Origin of the sequence: Peribacillus psychrosaccharolyticus ATCC 23296, from assembly GCF_000305495.1 — a bacterium.
GTDB lineage: Bacteria > Bacillota > Bacilli > Bacillales > DSM-1321 > Peribacillus > Peribacillus psychrosaccharolyticus.
Genome location: NZ_AJTN02000225.1, coordinates 23,615 through 40,656, shown reverse-complemented (window position 1 = coordinate 40,656; position 17,042 = coordinate 23,615). Strand labels below are relative to the sequence as shown.

19 protein-coding genes are annotated in these 17,042 nt (G+C 39.9%); 3 read left to right on the top strand and 16 right to left on the bottom strand.

Annotation, left to right across the window (positions count from 1 at the left end; genetic code table 11):
- The 11 genes from spoIIIAG to WYK_RS17120 form a co-directional block, all read right to left on the bottom strand.
- Nucleotides 1-669 carry a stage III sporulation protein AG gene (gene spoIIIAG / locus WYK_RS17170; RefSeq protein ID WP_326238933.1) on the bottom strand — a complete coding sequence of 223 codons (669 nt, stop codon included), beginning with the start codon at nt 667-669 and terminating at the stop codon, nt 1-3.
- Nucleotides 653-1,282 carry a stage III sporulation protein AF gene (gene spoIIIAF / locus WYK_RS17165; protein WP_040375696.1) on the bottom strand — a complete coding sequence of 210 codons (630 nt, stop codon included), beginning with the start codon at nt 1,280-1,282 and terminating at the stop codon, nt 653-655. The genes spoIIIAG and spoIIIAF overlap by 17 nt, the downstream gene beginning before the upstream one ends.
- A gap of 13 nt (nt 1,283-1,295) precedes the next feature.
- Complete coding sequence (gene spoIIIAE / locus WYK_RS17160) at nt 1,296-2,483, bottom strand: stage III sporulation protein AE (RefSeq protein WP_040375695.1); 1,188 nt, start codon at nt 2,481-2,483, stop codon at nt 1,296-1,298.
- Nucleotides 2,484-2,505: 22 nt separating this feature from the next.
- Entirely contained in the window at nt 2,506-2,895 is a 390-nt protein-coding gene (gene spoIIIAD / locus WYK_RS17155) for a stage III sporulation protein AD (protein ID WP_407951478.1), read from the bottom strand.
- A 13-nt stretch (nt 2,896-2,908) separates the two neighbouring features.
- A complete protein-coding gene (spoIIIAC, locus tag WYK_RS17150) occupies nt 2,909-3,112 on the bottom strand; it encodes a stage III sporulation protein AC (protein WP_040375693.1) in 204 nt (67 codons plus the stop codon).
- 12 nt (nt 3,113-3,124) lie between these two features.
- Entirely contained in the window at nt 3,125-3,640 is a 516-nt protein-coding gene (gene spoIIIAB, locus WYK_RS17145) for a stage III sporulation protein SpoIIIAB (protein ID WP_040375692.1), read from the bottom strand.
- A complete protein-coding gene (gene spoIIIAA, locus WYK_RS17140) occupies nt 3,637-4,563 on the bottom strand; it encodes a stage III sporulation protein AA (protein ID WP_040375691.1) in 927 nt (308 codons plus the stop codon). The genes spoIIIAB and spoIIIAA overlap by 4 nt, the downstream gene beginning before the upstream one ends.
- 721 nt (nt 4,564-5,284) lie before the next feature.
- Nucleotides 5,285-5,842, bottom strand: coding sequence for an elongation factor P (gene efp, locus WYK_RS17135; protein WP_040375690.1), 558 nt, complete (start codon nt 5,840-5,842; stop codon nt 5,285-5,287).
- A gap of 19 nt (nt 5,843-5,861) precedes the next feature.
- On the bottom strand, nt 5,862-6,923 hold the full coding sequence (locus WYK_RS17130; protein ID WP_040375689.1) for a M24 family metallopeptidase: 1,062 nt from the start codon (nt 6,921-6,923) through the stop codon (nt 5,862-5,864).
- Complete coding sequence (gene aroQ, locus WYK_RS17125) at nt 6,920-7,372, bottom strand: type II 3-dehydroquinate dehydratase (RefSeq protein WP_040375688.1); 453 nt, start codon at nt 7,370-7,372, stop codon at nt 6,920-6,922. The genes WYK_RS17130 and aroQ overlap by 4 nt, the downstream gene beginning before the upstream one ends.
- An 80-nt stretch (nt 7,373-7,452) precedes the next feature.
- The gene (locus tag WYK_RS17120) at nt 7,453-7,977 is read right to left on the bottom strand and encodes a YqhR family membrane protein (protein ID WP_051387620.1); all 525 of its coding nucleotides are present in this window, start codon (nt 7,975-7,977) and stop codon (nt 7,453-7,455) included.
- A gap of 171 nt (nt 7,978-8,148) precedes the next feature.
- Here WYK_RS17120 and WYK_RS17115 point away from each other — a divergent pair, with 171 nt between their 5' ends.
- Both WYK_RS17115 and WYK_RS17110 read left to right on the top strand, forming a co-directional pair.
- The gene (locus WYK_RS17115; RefSeq protein ID WP_040375687.1) at nt 8,149-9,084 is read left to right on the top strand and encodes a DUF1385 domain-containing protein; all 936 of its coding nucleotides are present in this window, start codon (nt 8,149-8,151) and stop codon (nt 9,082-9,084) included.
- A gap of 82 nt (nt 9,085-9,166) precedes the next feature.
- Nucleotides 9,167-9,610, top strand: coding sequence for an SA1362 family protein (locus tag WYK_RS17110; protein ID WP_051387618.1), 444 nt, complete (start codon nt 9,167-9,169; stop codon nt 9,608-9,610).
- 28 nt (nt 9,611-9,638) lie between these two features.
- On the opposite strand, the gene WYK_RS17105 is transcribed toward WYK_RS17110, so the two are convergent.
- The 4 genes from WYK_RS17105 to WYK_RS17090 form a co-directional block, all read right to left on the bottom strand.
- Nucleotides 9,639-10,520 carry a patatin-like phospholipase family protein gene (locus WYK_RS17105; RefSeq protein WP_040375686.1) on the bottom strand — a complete coding sequence of 294 codons (882 nt, stop codon included), beginning with the start codon at nt 10,518-10,520 and terminating at the stop codon, nt 9,639-9,641.
- Between the two features lie 73 nt (nt 10,521-10,593).
- The gene (gene splB, locus WYK_RS17100) at nt 10,594-11,619 is read right to left on the bottom strand and encodes a spore photoproduct lyase (protein WP_040375685.1); all 1,026 of its coding nucleotides are present in this window, start codon (nt 11,617-11,619) and stop codon (nt 10,594-10,596) included.
- Between the two features lie 227 nt (nt 11,620-11,846).
- Entirely contained in the window at nt 11,847-14,408 is a 2,562-nt protein-coding gene (locus WYK_RS17095) for a vitamin B12-dependent ribonucleotide reductase (RefSeq protein ID WP_040375684.1), read from the bottom strand.
- 490 nt (nt 14,409-14,898) lie between these two features.
- Complete coding sequence (locus WYK_RS17090) at nt 14,899-15,735, bottom strand: lipoate--protein ligase family protein (protein ID WP_040375683.1); 837 nt, start codon at nt 15,733-15,735, stop codon at nt 14,899-14,901.
- Nucleotides 15,736-15,920: 185 nt separating this feature from the next.
- On the opposite strand from WYK_RS17090, the gene WYK_RS17085 reads away from it, so the two are divergent.
- Nucleotides 15,921-16,301, top strand: a complete 381-nt coding sequence (locus tag WYK_RS17085; protein ID WP_040375682.1) for a rhodanese-like domain-containing protein — start codon at nt 15,921-15,923, stop codon at nt 16,299-16,301.
- A gap of 27 nt (nt 16,302-16,328) precedes the next feature.
- On the opposite strand, the gene WYK_RS17080 is transcribed toward WYK_RS17085, so the two are convergent.
- Complete coding sequence (locus tag WYK_RS17080) at nt 16,329-16,985, bottom strand: HAD hydrolase-like protein (protein ID WP_040375681.1); 657 nt, start codon at nt 16,983-16,985, stop codon at nt 16,329-16,331.
- Nucleotides 16,986-17,042 lie beyond the last annotated feature (57 nt).

Sequence of the window (17,042 nt, the reverse complement as noted above, 5' to 3'; positions counted from 1 at the left end):
TTATTTTTTGGGTAAAACAGAAACCCGATGGCTTGGTACATCCAAAGCACGTGTCACTGCTTCAATAATCCATTTTTTGATTTGAATGTTGTCAGCACCTTTTGCTACCACCAAAACACCACTCACCTGAGGCTTTCTAGTTTCAGCTATTACCGGCCCTTCTTTATCGCTGTTCTTGATGATAACAAGCTGCTCATCCACGGAGGTATCTTCTACAGTGCGTTTACCACCTTCTTGATCCGTTTCATCTGTTACTTGTCTTTGCGTAGTTTTGTTTTTCTCATAGATATTTTTTTCTGATGCCTCGACATAGACTACAACCTTCACATCCTCGACTCCAGCAATCGATTCAAGAGCGTCCTTCATTTCATTTTGCAAATACACCTCATAATCTCGTGAATTTTTAAACTCTGTATTCCCCTTTTTGCCGAACACCTCCACATCTTCCTCCGTCTCATTTTGGTTAAAAACTGATTCAGCAGTATCATTCGTTGAAGGGGGCGGGTCGGTATTAATAACGTTTCCTGCAATCATAATTCCGGTTCCGAGGAGCAGGACAACCACTGCATACAGATACATCGGCGGTTTCTTTTCCTTGCTTTCCTCTTCTTTTGGCTTTAAAAGGCGGGTTATCCATGCTAATGGGCCTTTATCATTTTTCAACAACATTGCCCCCCTTTTTCCCGGCTATTTCAATTATTTCCTCATCAACCGACCATTTGTCTGCAAGAAATCCCTTTACTCTTTCAGCTTCAGAGGATTGATCAACTTGTCTTTTTGTATTTATTTCTACTTTTGCTACCGCTTCAACCGCTTCATTCTTTTCTTTCGCATCAACAAGTACAAGCGAAATTTTTTGTAAATTGAGATCCTTTGGTGTCCTTGCCTGCCCCTTTTGCTCACCTTTAATATCAATCTCTGCTATTTCCATTTGATACTTATCTATCAACTCCTCTTCGACACCTGTCTTCAATAGGACAGCCATTTTTTTTAAAATATATGCATCTTGCTCTGCTTGTATTTCTTTTTTCTTTATTTCTGTTAAATTTTCAAGATTATTTCCTTCTCCATTTTGAAAATCTTTAGTGACTACTGTCAGTAATCCTTCAAAATCTTTGTTAAACAATTCAAGAATTGGAGATAGAATAACGGCGATTAATAGTAAACCAATTGTCATTTTGGCATACTTTTGCATGGCTGAGCTTGGAAGCAGCATATCAATGACCGTTGCTAGAAGGACAAAAAGGATAATATTCGTAACCCAGCCCGTTATAAATTCCAAAAAAGCTCTCCCCCTATCTGACCATTAAGGTGATATTACCAGCCGCAATAATGATCGTCACACTAAGGAAAAACATCAGTGAGACGATAGCCAGCGCTGCAAAAATATAGATCATACTCTTACTGATGATATCAAGACATTTGATGACTGGCCCCCCTCCTAAGGGCTGTAATAGGCTTGCTGACAATTTATAAATGAGAGAGAGGGTTAAAATCTTCAGTGCTGGAAAAACGACGATTAACAGCAGAACTGCTACACCTGCCATCCCCACCATATTTTTCAATAAGACCGAGGCACTAATAACCGTATCCGTAGCATCTGTAAACATCCTTCCGATAACGGGTATAAAGTTTCCTGTCACAAACTTAGCCGTTCTAATTGTAATGCCATCCGCTACTGCTGAGGTTGATCCTTGAACAGAAATCACGCCCAAAAAAATAGTCATGAAAGCGCCAAGAATACCAATAGCCCAATTCCGAAGCATCTGGGCAAGCTGGGTTACTTTATACTGCTCAGTAAGTGTACTGACAATATTAAGGATGGCTGACAAAAAGAGCATTGGCAGGACGACGTATTGAATCAGAATACCGCTCGTATTCATCAAAAAAATCAGTACTGGATGGAAAAAAGCCGCTGAGATGATCCCACCCGAAGAAGCAACGAGTGCTAACAGCAAGGGAATCATGGCCATCAAAAAGGCAATCATCTTATCAATGGTCTCCGTCGTATATTGAATGGCTACATGAAAGCTGTTGAGCGCTAGAATGATTAACACCATATAAACGATTGAATACGCAACCTTACTAATTGAACTTTGCTCAAAGGCATTTTGCAGTGATTGTAGAAACATACTAAATATCGTCAGCAAAATCAGCGATCCCAACAGCTTTCCGTTGACCAGCAGCTCATGAAAAACAAATTTTCCTAATCCCTTAAACCATTCAGAAAAGGAAAATTGTTTATCACCCGTGACGAAATCCATGAAACTTCCCTTTTGACTTTCTGGTAGAAAACCGCCGTATTCGGTGACAATATCATCCCAGAACTTTGTAATATCTTCTATACCAATACGTTCTATTTGGGACTGAACCAGTTCATCCGTAATTGTTTCTTCATCATTTTCAGCAGCTGTTACAACGTCGGCTTGTACAAAAAAGAGGACAAGCACCACTAGGAATGCATAGAGGATCCATTGCTTCATTTCTTCACCCCATTAAACGCAATTAACTTGGTATCAATTGAATAATTGTTTCAATGATCACCGTCAAAATTGGAATGGCCATCGCGAGGATAAGGATTTTCCCGCTTAACTCAATTTTAGAGGCGATTGATCCCTGACCTGCATCTTTTGTTATTTGTGAGGCGAATTCTGCAATATAAGCAATACCGATAATCTTTAAAATCGTTTCCATGTACATCATATTGACATGAGCATTTACTGCAAGGCTTTCAAGCATTTTTATAATTTCATAGATTTTATCCGCTAAAAACAGAAAGATGGAACACCCTACAAAGACAACTAGTAAAAAAGCAAAATTAGGTTTCTGTTCTTTTAGAATTAAGGCAAGAAAGGTAGCAATTAGGGCAACTCCGGCAATTTTAATTATTTCAATGGCCGATCCCTCCCTACTGAAATAGAAAGACTGATTTTATTTTCTGAAATAAATCTTCAATAATAGAGGCTACCATGAATAAAATATAGATAAAGCCAAAAAGTGTTACCCACTGGGCATACTCCTTTTTACCGACTTGATCTAGAATGGTATGAATGAATGCCACTACAATCCCAACACCCGCTATTTTAAAGATGATATCAACATCAATCCCCATACTAATCTCCCCCTATAGCAGCAATAGAGTCAATAACAGACCGGATAAAAACCCTAAGCTCTTCATCATCTTTTCATACTTCAGCTGTCGGTCAATCGCTTCTGCTTCCTCCCGTTCCAGATGTGTTAAAGTAAGTAAAATCTGTTTTTGCTGATGGTGCCGATCATGGCGTCCCAATGTTTCACCAAACTGTACAAGAATTTCAAACTCTCCCTGTTTAAGAGCCATCAATCCCCAAACTCGCTCCAAGCTTTCCTCCCACGCTTGTTTTACCGTGGTATTACCTGAAGAAAGAAGGCTCGAAAAGGATTCAAAAAATAGGGATAGAGGCATTGGTACTAGCTTGGATAGCTTTCTCGCTGCATCTTGCAGAGGGGTTTGTCCGTACATAATCTCAGCTTCTAACGATTGTAGTGCAAGTTTAATTTGACGCAGCTGTTTGGGCCTTAGTGCAAGATGCTTCGCTGCCTCAAAACCTGCCCAGGTTGTTGCGAGAATAATGATCGCTGCTCCAATCAATTTGATCACTTATTCCCCACCTCGTCTTTATTTACTACTCGCCCCTGACCATCTATAATTCGATAGACCCGATTTGAGCCTTCTGCTCGGTTTAACTCGACGAATCGCTCAAAAATGTTCATATCGAGGATTTTCGCAATAAAGGGACGTTTCTTCACTTCTGCTAATGAATGTCCATGTGTAGTAATCAGCATCGTTATTCCTGAATTGACTGCTTCCAATACAGCATCTGCATCTTCATTCCGCCCAATTTCATCGGCCACTAGGACGTCCGGAGACATCGAACGGATTAACATCATCATCCCTTCAGCCTTTGGGCACCCATCGAGCACATCCACTCGGGGACCAAACTCAAGCTGTGGAATACCATTTACACAACCAGCAATCTCAGAACGCTCGTCAACTATCCCTACCTTTTTTGGGGGAATGTTCATCGACTCGCTTCCTGTTGAAATGATTCTAGCCATATCTCGAAGCAGCGTTGTTTTCCCCGTCTGCGGCGCCCCAATAATCATTGTGTGACGCCAGCCATTACTATACAAACTTGGCATCAGCTTTTCGGCGGCTCCAATTTTCTGCCGGGCAATCCTGATATTGAACGAAGAAATGTCCCGTATTGCTTTTACACGACCATTTTCGAGAATCACTTTCCCTGCCAGCCCTACACGATGTCCCCCGCTGATTGTTATATATCCTCGTCTTAATTCCTCTTCAACGGTATAGAGGGAAAAATGACTTAAGTGATTAAGAAGCTGCTGGGCATCCTCAGAATCTGCCGTATATGGTAAAAATGCAGGCTCTCCTGCAACCATGATTTCCAGTGGTCGTCCTACTCGAACGCGCAGCTCCTCAATTTGGGCTGTTAAAGCTTCGGGAATTCTGCGAAACTGCTCCTGAAGTTTTTTGGGCAAAAAGGATATGACCGTCTCCATTCCACGAAACCTCCTATTTGCTATGATTCATTAGTTAAAATGTATGCCTCCTATGCTACTTTATGACAAGCTTTCGGCACTTGTGGGTAAATAACCGTGATAAATTTACGAGAAACTAAAGCAAAAGACACAAAAAAAACCGGACCCCTTAAAGGAGTCCGGTCAGTTTGTAGACAAAAGACTGTGCGAAATGGTTCATTCCGTACCTCTTTTGTCATTTTTAACACATTTCATGAAATTTTCCCTGCTTATCAAGTCAACTAAGTCTCTAATTAGTACTGTTTTTCATCTTTAACATTGTATCTGCTTTCAGGATTACTTATGTTCTACTTAATAATTTTAATTCATCCTGTTCGAACGGATTTATTGGAAAGAGTTTTCTTCGTAATTCCCCCGATTTGAATTGATTTCCTCCTAAATCTGCTCTTTGGTAACGCGTGTTTCCATTTGAACTTCGGACTAAAAAAATTTAGAAAGACTGTTGATTGGAGTGATGGCGTGAAGACTCCTGCGGGAACAGCGGGACAGGTGAGACCCCGCAGGAGCGTAAGCATTGATGCGGCTCACCGCCCGCCCGCGGAAAGCGAAACGCCTTTCACTGCAATCAACAGCCGCATTTTAAAAAGTAAAAAAGAAGACTGTAGACAAACTCGATTTCCACCCGAGTTTGTCTACAGTCTGACCAGATCCCTTAGATGAGTCCGGTTTTTTATCAACAAATTTATGCGCGAGAAACGTAAGAAGCTTCACTCGTATTAATAATTAATTTGTCACCTTCGTTAATGAAGAATGGAACTTGAACAGAAAGACCTGTTTCAAGCGTTGCAGATTTTGTACCGCCTGAAGACGTATCACCCTTAATACCTGGTTCTGTTTCAGTTACTTCAAGAACAACTGTATTTGGAAGAGCAACCCCTAATGTTTCACTTTGGAATGACATAACATGTACTTCCATGTTTTCTTTTAGGAATCTTAGTTCGTTTTTAATTGAATCTCCTGGAAGTTCAATTTGGTCATATGTTTCATTATCCATGAATACATGATTATCGCCGCTTGCATATAAATATTGCATTTTGCGGTTTTCGATATGTGCTTTAGCTACTTTCTCACCGGCACGGAACGTTTTTTCCTGGATCGCACCAGTACGAATATTACGAAGTTTAGAACGCACAAATGCTGCACCTTTACCAGGTTTAACATGTTGGAATTCAATAACTTGCCAAATGGCGTTATCCACTTCGATTGTTAGGTTGGTTTTAAAATCATTTACAGAAATCATATTATTTCCTCCTACATCTTTACAAAATAAGTAGTTCCTTTGGTGAATGTGTTAATGCTTCGTTGCCTTCTTTAGTGATAAGTGTATCATCTTCGATACGTACACCGCCAATTTCAGGCAGATAAATACCTGGTTCTACCGTTACTGCCATACCTGGCATTAGGATGACATCCGATTTAGCAGATAGCCCAGGCTCTTCATGGACTTCAAGTCCAATTCCATGACCAGTCGAATGACCGAAATAAGGACCGTAGCCGTGACCCACGATAATATCTCTCGTTAGAGCGTCCGCTTCTTTACCAGTCATCCCAGGCTTAATGCCAGACATGCCTGTTAATTGAGCCTCTAGAACAATTTGATAAATCTTTTTCAATTCATCTGATGGCTGGCCCACTGCAAGCGTTCTGGTTATATCAGATACATACCCATTATAGTAGGCACCATAATCCAGGGTTACAAAGTCACCATTTTCAATGACTTTACTTGTCGCAACACCATGTGGAAGAGCAGAACGTTTCCCAGAAGCGACGATGGTATCGAATGAAGAGGAAGTCGCTCCTTGTCTCCTCATAAAGAATTCAAGCTCATTTGAAATTTCAAGCTCGGTTAAACCCGGGCGAATGAAGGTAACAATATGCGCAAATGCTGCGTCGGCAATCTCGGCAGCGTCCTTTAATATCTTAATCTCTGCAGGTGTCTTAATCAAGCGTAATTTCTCAGTCAGACCCGATACAGGAGTCAATTCACCTAAGAATACGCTTTCCAACGCTTTATAATAGGAATAAGTTACCTGATCCTGCTCAAAGCCAAGCTTCTTAATCCCCATTGCCTTGGCTTGTTCGGCAACAGCAGCCACCACGCTGCCCTTATGCTTAACAATCTCATATCCAACCGTTTGCTTGGCTGCCTGCTCCATATAACGGAAATCAGTAATGAATTTTGCTTCTGTATGAGAAATCAAAACAACGCCTGAACTCCCTGTGAAATTCGACATGTAGCGAATATTATATGTATTTGTTAGTAAACACCCATCTACTCCGGCTTTTTCCATTGCCGCACGGAACTGTTCTAATTTTATCATGACTCTAATCTCCCCTTTACAATGTTCACTAAAGCATCTAAAGCAAGGCCGTATCCTTCAATCCCCAGCCCAACAACTTGACCTGCACATACAGGTGCAATGACCGATACATGACGAAAACTTTCTCGAGCATGAATGTTAGAAATATGAACCTCTATAACTGGAAGCTCAATCCCAGCAACAGCATCTCGGATGGCGTAACTATAATGTGTGAAGGCTCCAGGATTAATAATTACTCCTTTCACGCCCTCATCTTCTGCCCAGTGCAGCTTATCAATGATTGCCCCTTCATGATTGGATTGGAAACAGATTAATTCAGTCTGAAGGTTCCGGGCTTTCTCCACCAAGCTGAGTTCCAGTTCTGGGAGTGTTGTCCTGCCATAATGGACAGGCTCCCTTTTCCCCAAACGATTTAAATTGGGTCCGTTTATCAATAATAGCTTGCTCATATGTCTCACCTGCTCACCTAAAAAATAGAATGTTCAACAAGAACATTCTATCATATATCAAAATTTTCATACTATATTTTTTAACCGTTAGAAGCGGGCATTCGATTGTGATTGCTGTCTTTTTTTTGGAGTTGTAATTCTTGATATTCATAGGACACAGAAACGCCTATAAACACACCATATAAAAGCAATAAACAAAAGCTTGAAAATCCAGTATTGAAATTCATTTGGGCAAACGAGGGTAAATCAGAAAACATCGGTGATATCAGTCCAAATAGCAGCAGCCATAAAAGGATCCCGAAAATAATGCCGCCAAAAATACTTTTTATTTTTCTCATTACACCATAATAAAGCAAGGCAAACAGAACAGATAAACAACAGTAAATAATGACCGAAATGAAGATACCCAGCACTTTATTGATCCACTTGCTGTCGAACCAGGAAGTTAAAATAAACCGAGGACTAACATCCATAAAATTCAAAAATGTAAAGCCAAAGCCCACGAGGCTCCAGAGCAATCCTCCAAATAAACCAATGATCACAACATACTTTATAATAGGCGGGTCCTGTTCGGAATGGATACCTTGTTCATTTTTTGTTGACACATAATTCACCTCCCTTTTTATCATGCCCTTACTTAAATTGGAATATTATTTAAGTAATCATTAGATTTGCTAGAGGTTTTCAGTATTTTTTTGTATGATAGGTATATACACTTAAGGCGCAGAAACAAGCAACAATCCTGAGTGAAAATTCTAGTATAAGTTGGTGTAGAAATGTCCGATACTCAAAAGCCGGTGTACGGAGGGCAAGCAGTGGTCGAAGGCGTAATGTTCGGCGGGAAGTATCACACAGTTACTGCAGTACGCCGCAAGGATCAAACAATCGATTATTTCCGACTGCCTCGCGAGCAAAAGCCGATTATGAAAAAATTAAAGAAAATTCCATTTATTCGTGGGATTGTGGCTCTTTTAAACTCAAGCGGGACCGGATCAAAACATTTGAATTTCTCCGCGGAGCAATTTGAAGAAAATGAAGAAAAAAAGGAAGAAAAACAGCCTTCGAAGATTAGTATGTGGCTGGGTGTCGCGGTTATTGGTGTACTTTCCTTCCTTTTCGGGAAAACTCTCTTCACCTTGATTCCTCTCTTTCTAGCTGAGACGACACGTCCAATCTTTAAGAGCGATCTATCTCAAATTCTTATCGAAGGATTATTTAAATTAATTTTACTGCTATGCTATATTTACTTTGTTTCACTCACACCCATGATAAAACGAGTATTCCAATATCATGGTGCAGAGCATAAAGTAATTAACTGCTTTGAAAGTGGTAAGCCGCTTACCGTAGAAAATGTTCAATCTGCATCAAGACTTCATTACCGCTGCGGCAGCAGTTTTATTCTATTCACAGTGTTTGTTGGTGTCTTTGTGTATATGCTTGTACCTACCGAGCCCCTATGGTCACGTGTTGTCAACCGGCTGATGCTTATACCTGTTGTTCTCGGCATTGCTTTTGAAGTGCTTCAAGTAACGAACCTAGTCAGAAATATTCCTGTTCTTCGTTTATTAGGATACCCTGGTCTATGGCTGCAGCTTTTAACAACAAAAGAACCTGCAGATGATCAAGTGGAGGTTGCACTGGCTTCCTTTAACGAACTGCTTAGAATGGAAAAAGAAACGGAAGAAGGTTTAACAACAGCGGAGATTGTGTAGGTGAATGGTAAGAAGTTTATTTTTTGGTTTTTGTTTAAAATGATGTAAAACTGTATAAAATGCTCTTAAGGAGGTGTCTTTGTTGAATCGTTCAATTTCATCATATATTGTCTATGGAATAGTGGTTCTTGGACTTATTGGCTTAGTCAGCCGTATTATTTATAGCCCAGGGCAGTTATTCAAACAGGTTTTTATCATGGCGATTACAGCAGGAATTGTTTACGTTATCTATAAGCGGTTAACAAAGGGTAAGCCTGAAAAAAGAGAGCAGCGTGCATTTTTAAAAGCAGCCAAAAGATCTAAAAAACGGCTAAAACAAAGATCAGGCAGTAACAGCCGCGATAATATAGCTAGTTTTTCTGTTGCTAAATCAAAGAAAACGATTAAACCACGAAAAAAATCTGACATTCATCTAACGGTTATTGAGGGAAAAAAAATAAAAAGAAAAATCGGGCTCTTTTCTAAAGGGTCCAGGCTGACGAGACACCTTGTCAGTCCTTTTTTATTTTTTATACCTGTTAGATAGAGCCCGCCGAACCGAAAGCGGGCTCGTTTTAATATGTCCAAGTTTTTAGGAATGTGTAAGCAAATTCTCTTCCACGTTCAATGAGCTCTTCTTTTCTCTGCTCTGTCAGCATAAAGTCTGTCCCTGAAACATCTTTCATTGGGATAAACATAATATTTTTAGCAAGTTTTTTTGAAATATGCCGGGAATCATGGGCATCCTTCATGGTTTTAAAAAGAGCACCAAACATCTCTATCGCATTATCAATCGTTCCCACCCGATTCAAGTCTGTATCACTCGTAAATTTCAACCCGATTACGGGACGAGCTTTTCTAATATGTTCGGATTCAAACAACCACATAGGAAAATTACTAAGCACTCCTCCATCCACAAAGAGGGTATCTACTTTGTTTATTTTCAATTTAACCGGTTCAAAAAAATAAGGGATACTGCAGCTCATTCGTACAGCTTTTGCAATAGGAAATGACTGAGGGTTGATGCCATATTTGGGTAAATCGTCAGGCAGAACAACCAGCCTGCCATTTGTAATATCAGATGTGATAATTCTTAGCGATTGCGGCGGCATATCTCCAAAAGTAACTAATCCTTTTTTAGACAGCATTTCCGAAACCCAGTGTTCGAGTGCTTCTCCCTTATATAAACCAAGCTTCCAGTACAATAAGAGCCATTCAGCAAATGGTATTTTAAGAAAATTTCGTTTATCAAGTAAATGATTCATATTAACGGTTGAAAGCATACTTTGGATATCTTTCCCTGAATAGCCCGCAGCAATAAAAGCGGCCACAATGGATCCTGCACTCGTTCCTGCTGTCTGATTGAGTACAAACCCTCGATCCTCTAATACCTGAAGAGCTCCCACCATAGCAAAGCCCTTTATACCTCCTCCTGAAAACACTCCATCAATAATCATTCCTTGCCCTCCCCATTTCGGGTTCTATTACAATTTAATCAAGGTAAAGGATGATTATGACTTTTTAAATTTTTTACGTAAAATACTGAACCACTGCATCTGGGAAGTATTCCTTCACATACCCTCTTATAACGGTCTCTAATTCCGCTGCTTCTTCCGTTTTATAGACATACTTCCCGATCCCGTACCGGCCCCATTTATATTTCCGTTTTGATTCATCTAGTTGAAGTTTTGATTTCGGATAATTTTTTTCAATGACCTTTTTGGCCGGGCCTGTGAACCGATGCTGAATTAACTCAAAGGTTAAACCTGGTGTCTCTACTCCTTCTAACGCAGCTGAAAGCCGTTCAAAGAGCTCTCTGTAACCTGCCTGCCAATCATCATGCCTGTAGATAGGCGCCACGATAAAGCCAAGCGGATAACCCGCCTTAGCAACTTTACATGCAGCCTCCATTCTTTCTTCAAAGCTGGATGTTCCCGGTTCAAAGTTTTTAATGACGTATCGTGAATTAATACTAAACCGAAAACGTGTCTTCCCATTATGCTTCGCATCAAGTAAATGATCGACATGATGAAACTTGGTCACAAAACGTAGCTGGCCGTATTCCGTTTGACCAATAAACTCAATCGTTTTTTTAAGTGAATGTGTTAAATGGTCAATTCCAACGATATCTGATGTACACGCTGCCTCAAATCGGGTGATTTCCGGTTTCCGCTCATCAATATAACCTTGAGCGGCTGCAAAGATTTCATCTAAGTTGACGTAAGTCCGAATATAAGGCTTCGACCCAAGTGTTGTTTGCAGATAACAGTAATGACAATGTCCCATACAGCCTGTCGCAAGCGGGATTGCATATTCTGCAGAAGGCTTTGAGGTATCAAACTTCAAGGTTTTTCTTATTCCAACGACAAGTGTTGATTTGGCAACTCGATATTTTTGAAAATCATTGTCACCTGGAAGGTCTCGAATCTGATTGTGTGACGTCGTCTGCCTGATCTCTACTCCTAATTGTTCAAATTTTTCCTTTAATTCACGACCAAGCGGGTACTCGAGAGCACGGGGCTCAATATAAACTAATTGCGGGCTAAAGGGTTTCATTACATTTCTCCAATCCATCCTAATGTTAAAAATCCAAGATATATAGATCTAGTTTTTTCATTTTTTTATTGTTATGTATCATCCAACTGTTTAAAGTAAGTGCATGACTAGACACGTTAATTTGCCGCTTTCCTTATCATGTCCTGAACACTCACATCTATCTAAAAAGAGTCACAACAAAAAAATCCCCCGGAGTTTCCGGAGGATTTTTCTGTGTACTCTTTATTTTACAAGCCGCATTTAAGCTGCGCGCCGCAGTTTGTACATGTATTACAGCCGCCCATTTCTTTAATCTCGCCTTTGCGGCAGACTGGGCAGGTATTGCCGACTTCAGAACCAATTGTCACATTTGTAGAACGTAATTCATTAATCGTATCGACAAGGACAACTTTTTTCTTTTCTTCAACCACAGTTTCTTCCTTTGTATCAGAGAAGACATTTTCTTCTGCTTTTAACGTCAGAACCTGACTGTCACGGCTGCCATCAACATAGACAGTACCGCCTTTCGCTCCGCCTTTGTATAGACGCTGGTATACCTGTTCAACTTGTTCTACGGTATAGCCCTTTGGTGCATTAACCGTTTTACTAATAGAGCTGTCAATCCAGCGTTGGATGATACATTGAACATCAGCATGTGCTTCAGGTGATAATTCCATTGAAGATACGAACCATTCAGGAAGCTTATTAGGATCTGCTTCAGGATGTTGATCCAAATATTCTTGAACAATATCTGCTTTCACTTCAATGAATTTCCCTAAGCGACCGCTGCGGAAATACGTAAAGGAGAAGTATGGCTCAAGACCTGTTGAAACACCAACCATTGTTCCGGTACTGCCTGTAGGTGCAACCGTCAATAAATGTGAGTTTCGAATTCCATGTTCAAGAATGCTGTCACGGATATCTTCAGGCATTTTTTTCATAAAGCCTGTATTGATAAAACGATTACGCAGCTCTGCTTCTTCCGTATCACTTTCACTTGTCAAGAACGGGAAACTACCCTTTTCTTCTGCAAGCTTAACAGATGTCCGGTACGCTGTTTCAGCTATCGTTTCAAATACTTTATCTACCAGCATATTGCCTGCTTCAGAACCATATTCTGTTTCACAATAAATAAGCAGATCGTGAAGGCCCATTACACCTAGTCCAACACGGCGTTCTCCTAATGCTTGGTGTTTGTTTTCTGCTAAGAAGTATGGTGTGGCATCGATGACATTATCCTGCATCCTGACCCCAACCTCAACCGTTTGTTTCAACTTCTCAAAGTTCACAGTTTTACTCTCTTTGTCAGCCATTTCTGCAAGATTGACCGCTGCAAGATTACACACCGAATAAGGTGCTAGAGGCTGTTCTCCACAAGGGTTTGTTGCCACTACTTGCTGACCATATGCTTTCGCATTCGTCATGTCATTCGCATTATCAATAAAGAAAATACCAGGCTCAGCTGAATAGGTCGCACAAATATTAATTAAGTTCCAAAGTTCTTTAGCTTTGATTGTACGGTATACACGGACTTTATGGCCGAGTTTTTCCCATTCACGAACATCACCGATTTTATGCCATTCTTCATTATAAATCTTCATTTCTTCAGCATCGTAGGATTCTACATCTGGGAAACGAAGATCATACTTCCCGTCCTTTTCGACAGCTTCCATGAATTCCTTTGTCAGACAGATTGAAATATTAGCTCCTGTCAGGAAATCCGGATTATGAACTGTATAAGTACCGCCAGTGTCTAAACGTTCTTGTGCATCATTAATGATTTTTTCATTAAATCCGCCCAACCCTGGAATTTGTTTGTAGTTTAAGATTCCTTGATACATAGCTTCTTCTTGTTCAGTCAGCGGCGTAAATTTCAATTTATCGCTCGCATGCTTTTTGATCTTTGGATCTTTTGTATTCGCCACTAAGAAACGAAGAATACGTGGATTTTGCATTTTAGAAATGATGAACTCAGCAATATCAGGATGCCAATCCGTCAGCATAATCATTTGTGCTCCACGACGGCTGCCGCCTTGTTCCACTAGGTGTGTCAGCTTAGCAATATCATCGAGCCATGAAACAGACCCGGAAGATTTACCATTAACACCTTTAGCCAGTGTATTCCTTGGACGGAGCGTTGACCCGTTTGTGCCAACACCGCCTCCGCGGCTCATAATTTCCATGACTTGTTTACGGTGTTCAGAGATTCCTTCTCTTGAATCAGCTACGAAAGGCATAACGTAACAATTAAAATACGTAACATCCGTTTCTGCACCAGCCCCGTACAGAACCCTTCCAGCAGGAACAAAGTTCAAGTCCGCAAGTTCACGATAAAACTTTTCAAACCATTCTTGACGCTTTTCTTCTGTCGTTTCAACAGAGGCTAGTCCTGTTGCATTTCTTTTGGCAATTTGTTCATAGTAAATTTCAAGCGGTTTTTCAATAACATCAAGCGGACGGTTAACGATTCCCGTTTCTAACTCCTCTTGCGTATCTAATGCGCCGAGGAATTCTTTTTCCACTAATACCTGTGCACGTTTGCTTTCCCAATCAATATTTACAATGTATCCAAGGCCTCTTGCTGGGAATTTCGGATCTTCCTTAATGGTTAAAACGACAAAATCACCAATAGAGAGCGTAATTTTTTCTGTATCTTTAAACGAGTAACGGTCGATCATGACTAGTCTTGAAACACCTTTATGAGTCATATTCATTTCTGGGGTAATTGGATGGACCTGAGGAAATAGTGAAATATCCTTATTTAAACTTTCTACATTCAGGCTTATTTCTTTTTGTACAACAACGGACATGTTTCCCTCTCCTTTTATCAAAATATCGACTTTTATCTACTTTCTTACGCTCGATATCTATACGTAAATTCATTAGTCGCTTCTACGTTTAGTAAGTACCCTCAATTTATCATACAAAACTCTTTTAATCAACATATAGTATACGAAATATTTCTACAACCACTACATCTTGTGTGGACTTCGGACATAGATTTTTTTTGTCAAACAACAAAGTACATAAATTAATAAGAAAAAGCGAGAATATTATCGAATTTCTTTCGTTTTTTGGCGAATTTCAATCATTTTAAGGCTTGCATTATTTCAGAGTCAGGTCAATCCTTTCATACCAAAGGAAAGGATCATAATGAAAAAAAAGTGCAAAAAAAATAAATATCTTTTAACTACTTGCTTTTCTGCTTTTCTCCTGTTAGAGACAGGCAGTAGTCAACAGAAAAAAAAGCAACGGCAGTCTTATACTGAACTGTTGTCCAGCTTTAGCCAACCGTCTGCTTTATCTCATAAAATTCCAATCATCTGATTGATATTTCTCTTTTGCCAGTCGTTTCACTTCTTTATCCTGCTCCTCGGTAAGCTGATAGGAAACAAGCTTCACGCCTAAGCCTTCAGCAAATCCAGCTTTAAAGGCTGCCTTAGCTTCGATAAGAGATATTTTTCTATCGGCAATATCATTCATTGCGACCGCTTTATTGTTAAACTTCTCCATCATTCGCGCTTTGTCTTGCTCATTTGTGAAATTGAATAAACTAAAGAGCTTTTCTTCCTCCAGCTCCATTAAAATCGAGCCATGTTGGAGAATGACGCCTTTTTGTCTCGTTTGAGCACTTCCAGCTACCTTTCGCCCTTCAACAACAAGCTCATACCAGCTGGAAGCATCAAAACAGACTGCCGATTGCGGTGCCTTTAACGCCTGTAACTCAATCTCGGTCTGAGGGACTGCAAAATAGGCTTCCATCCCTAAATTTTGAAATCCTTTTAATATTCCTTCAGAAATAACCCGGTAGGCTTCTGTAACATTCTTAGGCATATCGGGGTACTCTTCTGTCACGATGACACTATACGTTAACTCATGTTCATGTAAAACCGCTCTGCCGCCTGTGGGTCTTCGCACAAAGCCAAGACCGCGTTTGCTGACTTCTTTTAAATTAATTTCTTTTTCAGCACGCTGAAAATACCCAATAGACAAAGTAGCCGGTTCCCAAGTATAAAACCGAATAATTGGAGGGATACTGCCCTCACTATGCCAATTAAGAAGTGCTTCATCAAGTGCCATATTGTAGCTTGGTGAACAAGCTCCCGAATCAATAAATGCCCAAGTATTATTTTTCATAACAAACCTACTTTACCAAGGATTTAATCTTCAGTAGTTTAACAAATATTGCTGAATAAAAAAAGGAAACCGATTCGGAACAAATATGAGGGGACCAAGCAGATAAATTCTTTTTGATTATCTCCTTGGACAATTATATAATATAGGTTGAACAATTGTTTCATCATGAAAGGGGTTCATTATCTGTGAGTTGGTATGTAACTATCATTATTCTTATTGCCATCATTGGATATTCCGTATTCAATTTTGTCAGTCAAAAGCGTCAAGTCAAAACACTTACCCAAGAAGAGTTTGTTGAAGGGTACCGTAAAGCGCAGCTTATCGATGTACGGGAAGGTAATGAGTTTGAAGCAGGTCATATCCTTGGAGCAAGAAACATTCCGTTGACCCAGCTAAAAACCCGCCAACAGGAACTGCGTAAAGACAAACCCGTTTACTTATATTGCCAAAGCGGTATGCGAAGCGGCCGTGCAGCCCAAATGTTACACCGTCAAGGATACCGTGAATTGTATCAGCTTAAAGGCGGCTTTAAGCAATGGACAGGCAAAATGAAGTCCGGCAAATAAGAATCCACACTTCTGTGGATTCTTTTTTTATCTTACATGATGGATTAATTCTTTTAGCTCTAATAAATTATCAATTACAAAATCTGCCTCAGCAAGTTCTTCTTCTCGTGCAAAATCAAAATTACATCCTATTGAAACGAACCCATTTTCTTTAGCTGCATTTATATCAGATAGACGATCTCCAACTACTGCGGCTTTATTTATCTTATATTTTTGGCTGATCATCTTGACTAAATCAGCTTTATCCAATGTTTGTATCTGTTGAATACTAAATGTTTCAGTTACCCATTTGTCCAACTGATAGTAGGTTACAATTGCATCAAGATATTCGATTAATCCATTGCTTGCTATATAAATGGAACAACCCTTCTCTTTTAAATACTCAAAAATTTCTTCTACATTCGGATAGATTGCACCTTTTCCGCTTCTTATATTCTCCACTAATCTTATAAGAAAGTGGTCATTCATTTTATCTCTTATCTCAGTGTCGTGATTTGGTAACAAAGCTTCCCATACCTTTGGCAAAGGTACACCCATGATCTCGCGGTATTTATCAATAGGGGTTACTGCCTCCCATTGATCTAAAGACCGTAAATAGTTAAACGTATCGTCAAGTGATACTTCTAAAATTTTATCCGTCTGAAAAAGCGTCCCGTCCATATCGAAGATTAGTGATTGATTCATATTCTCTCCCCTTTTTTAACAGCTTTTAAAAAATAAAAGCAGTGGATTTTCCACTGC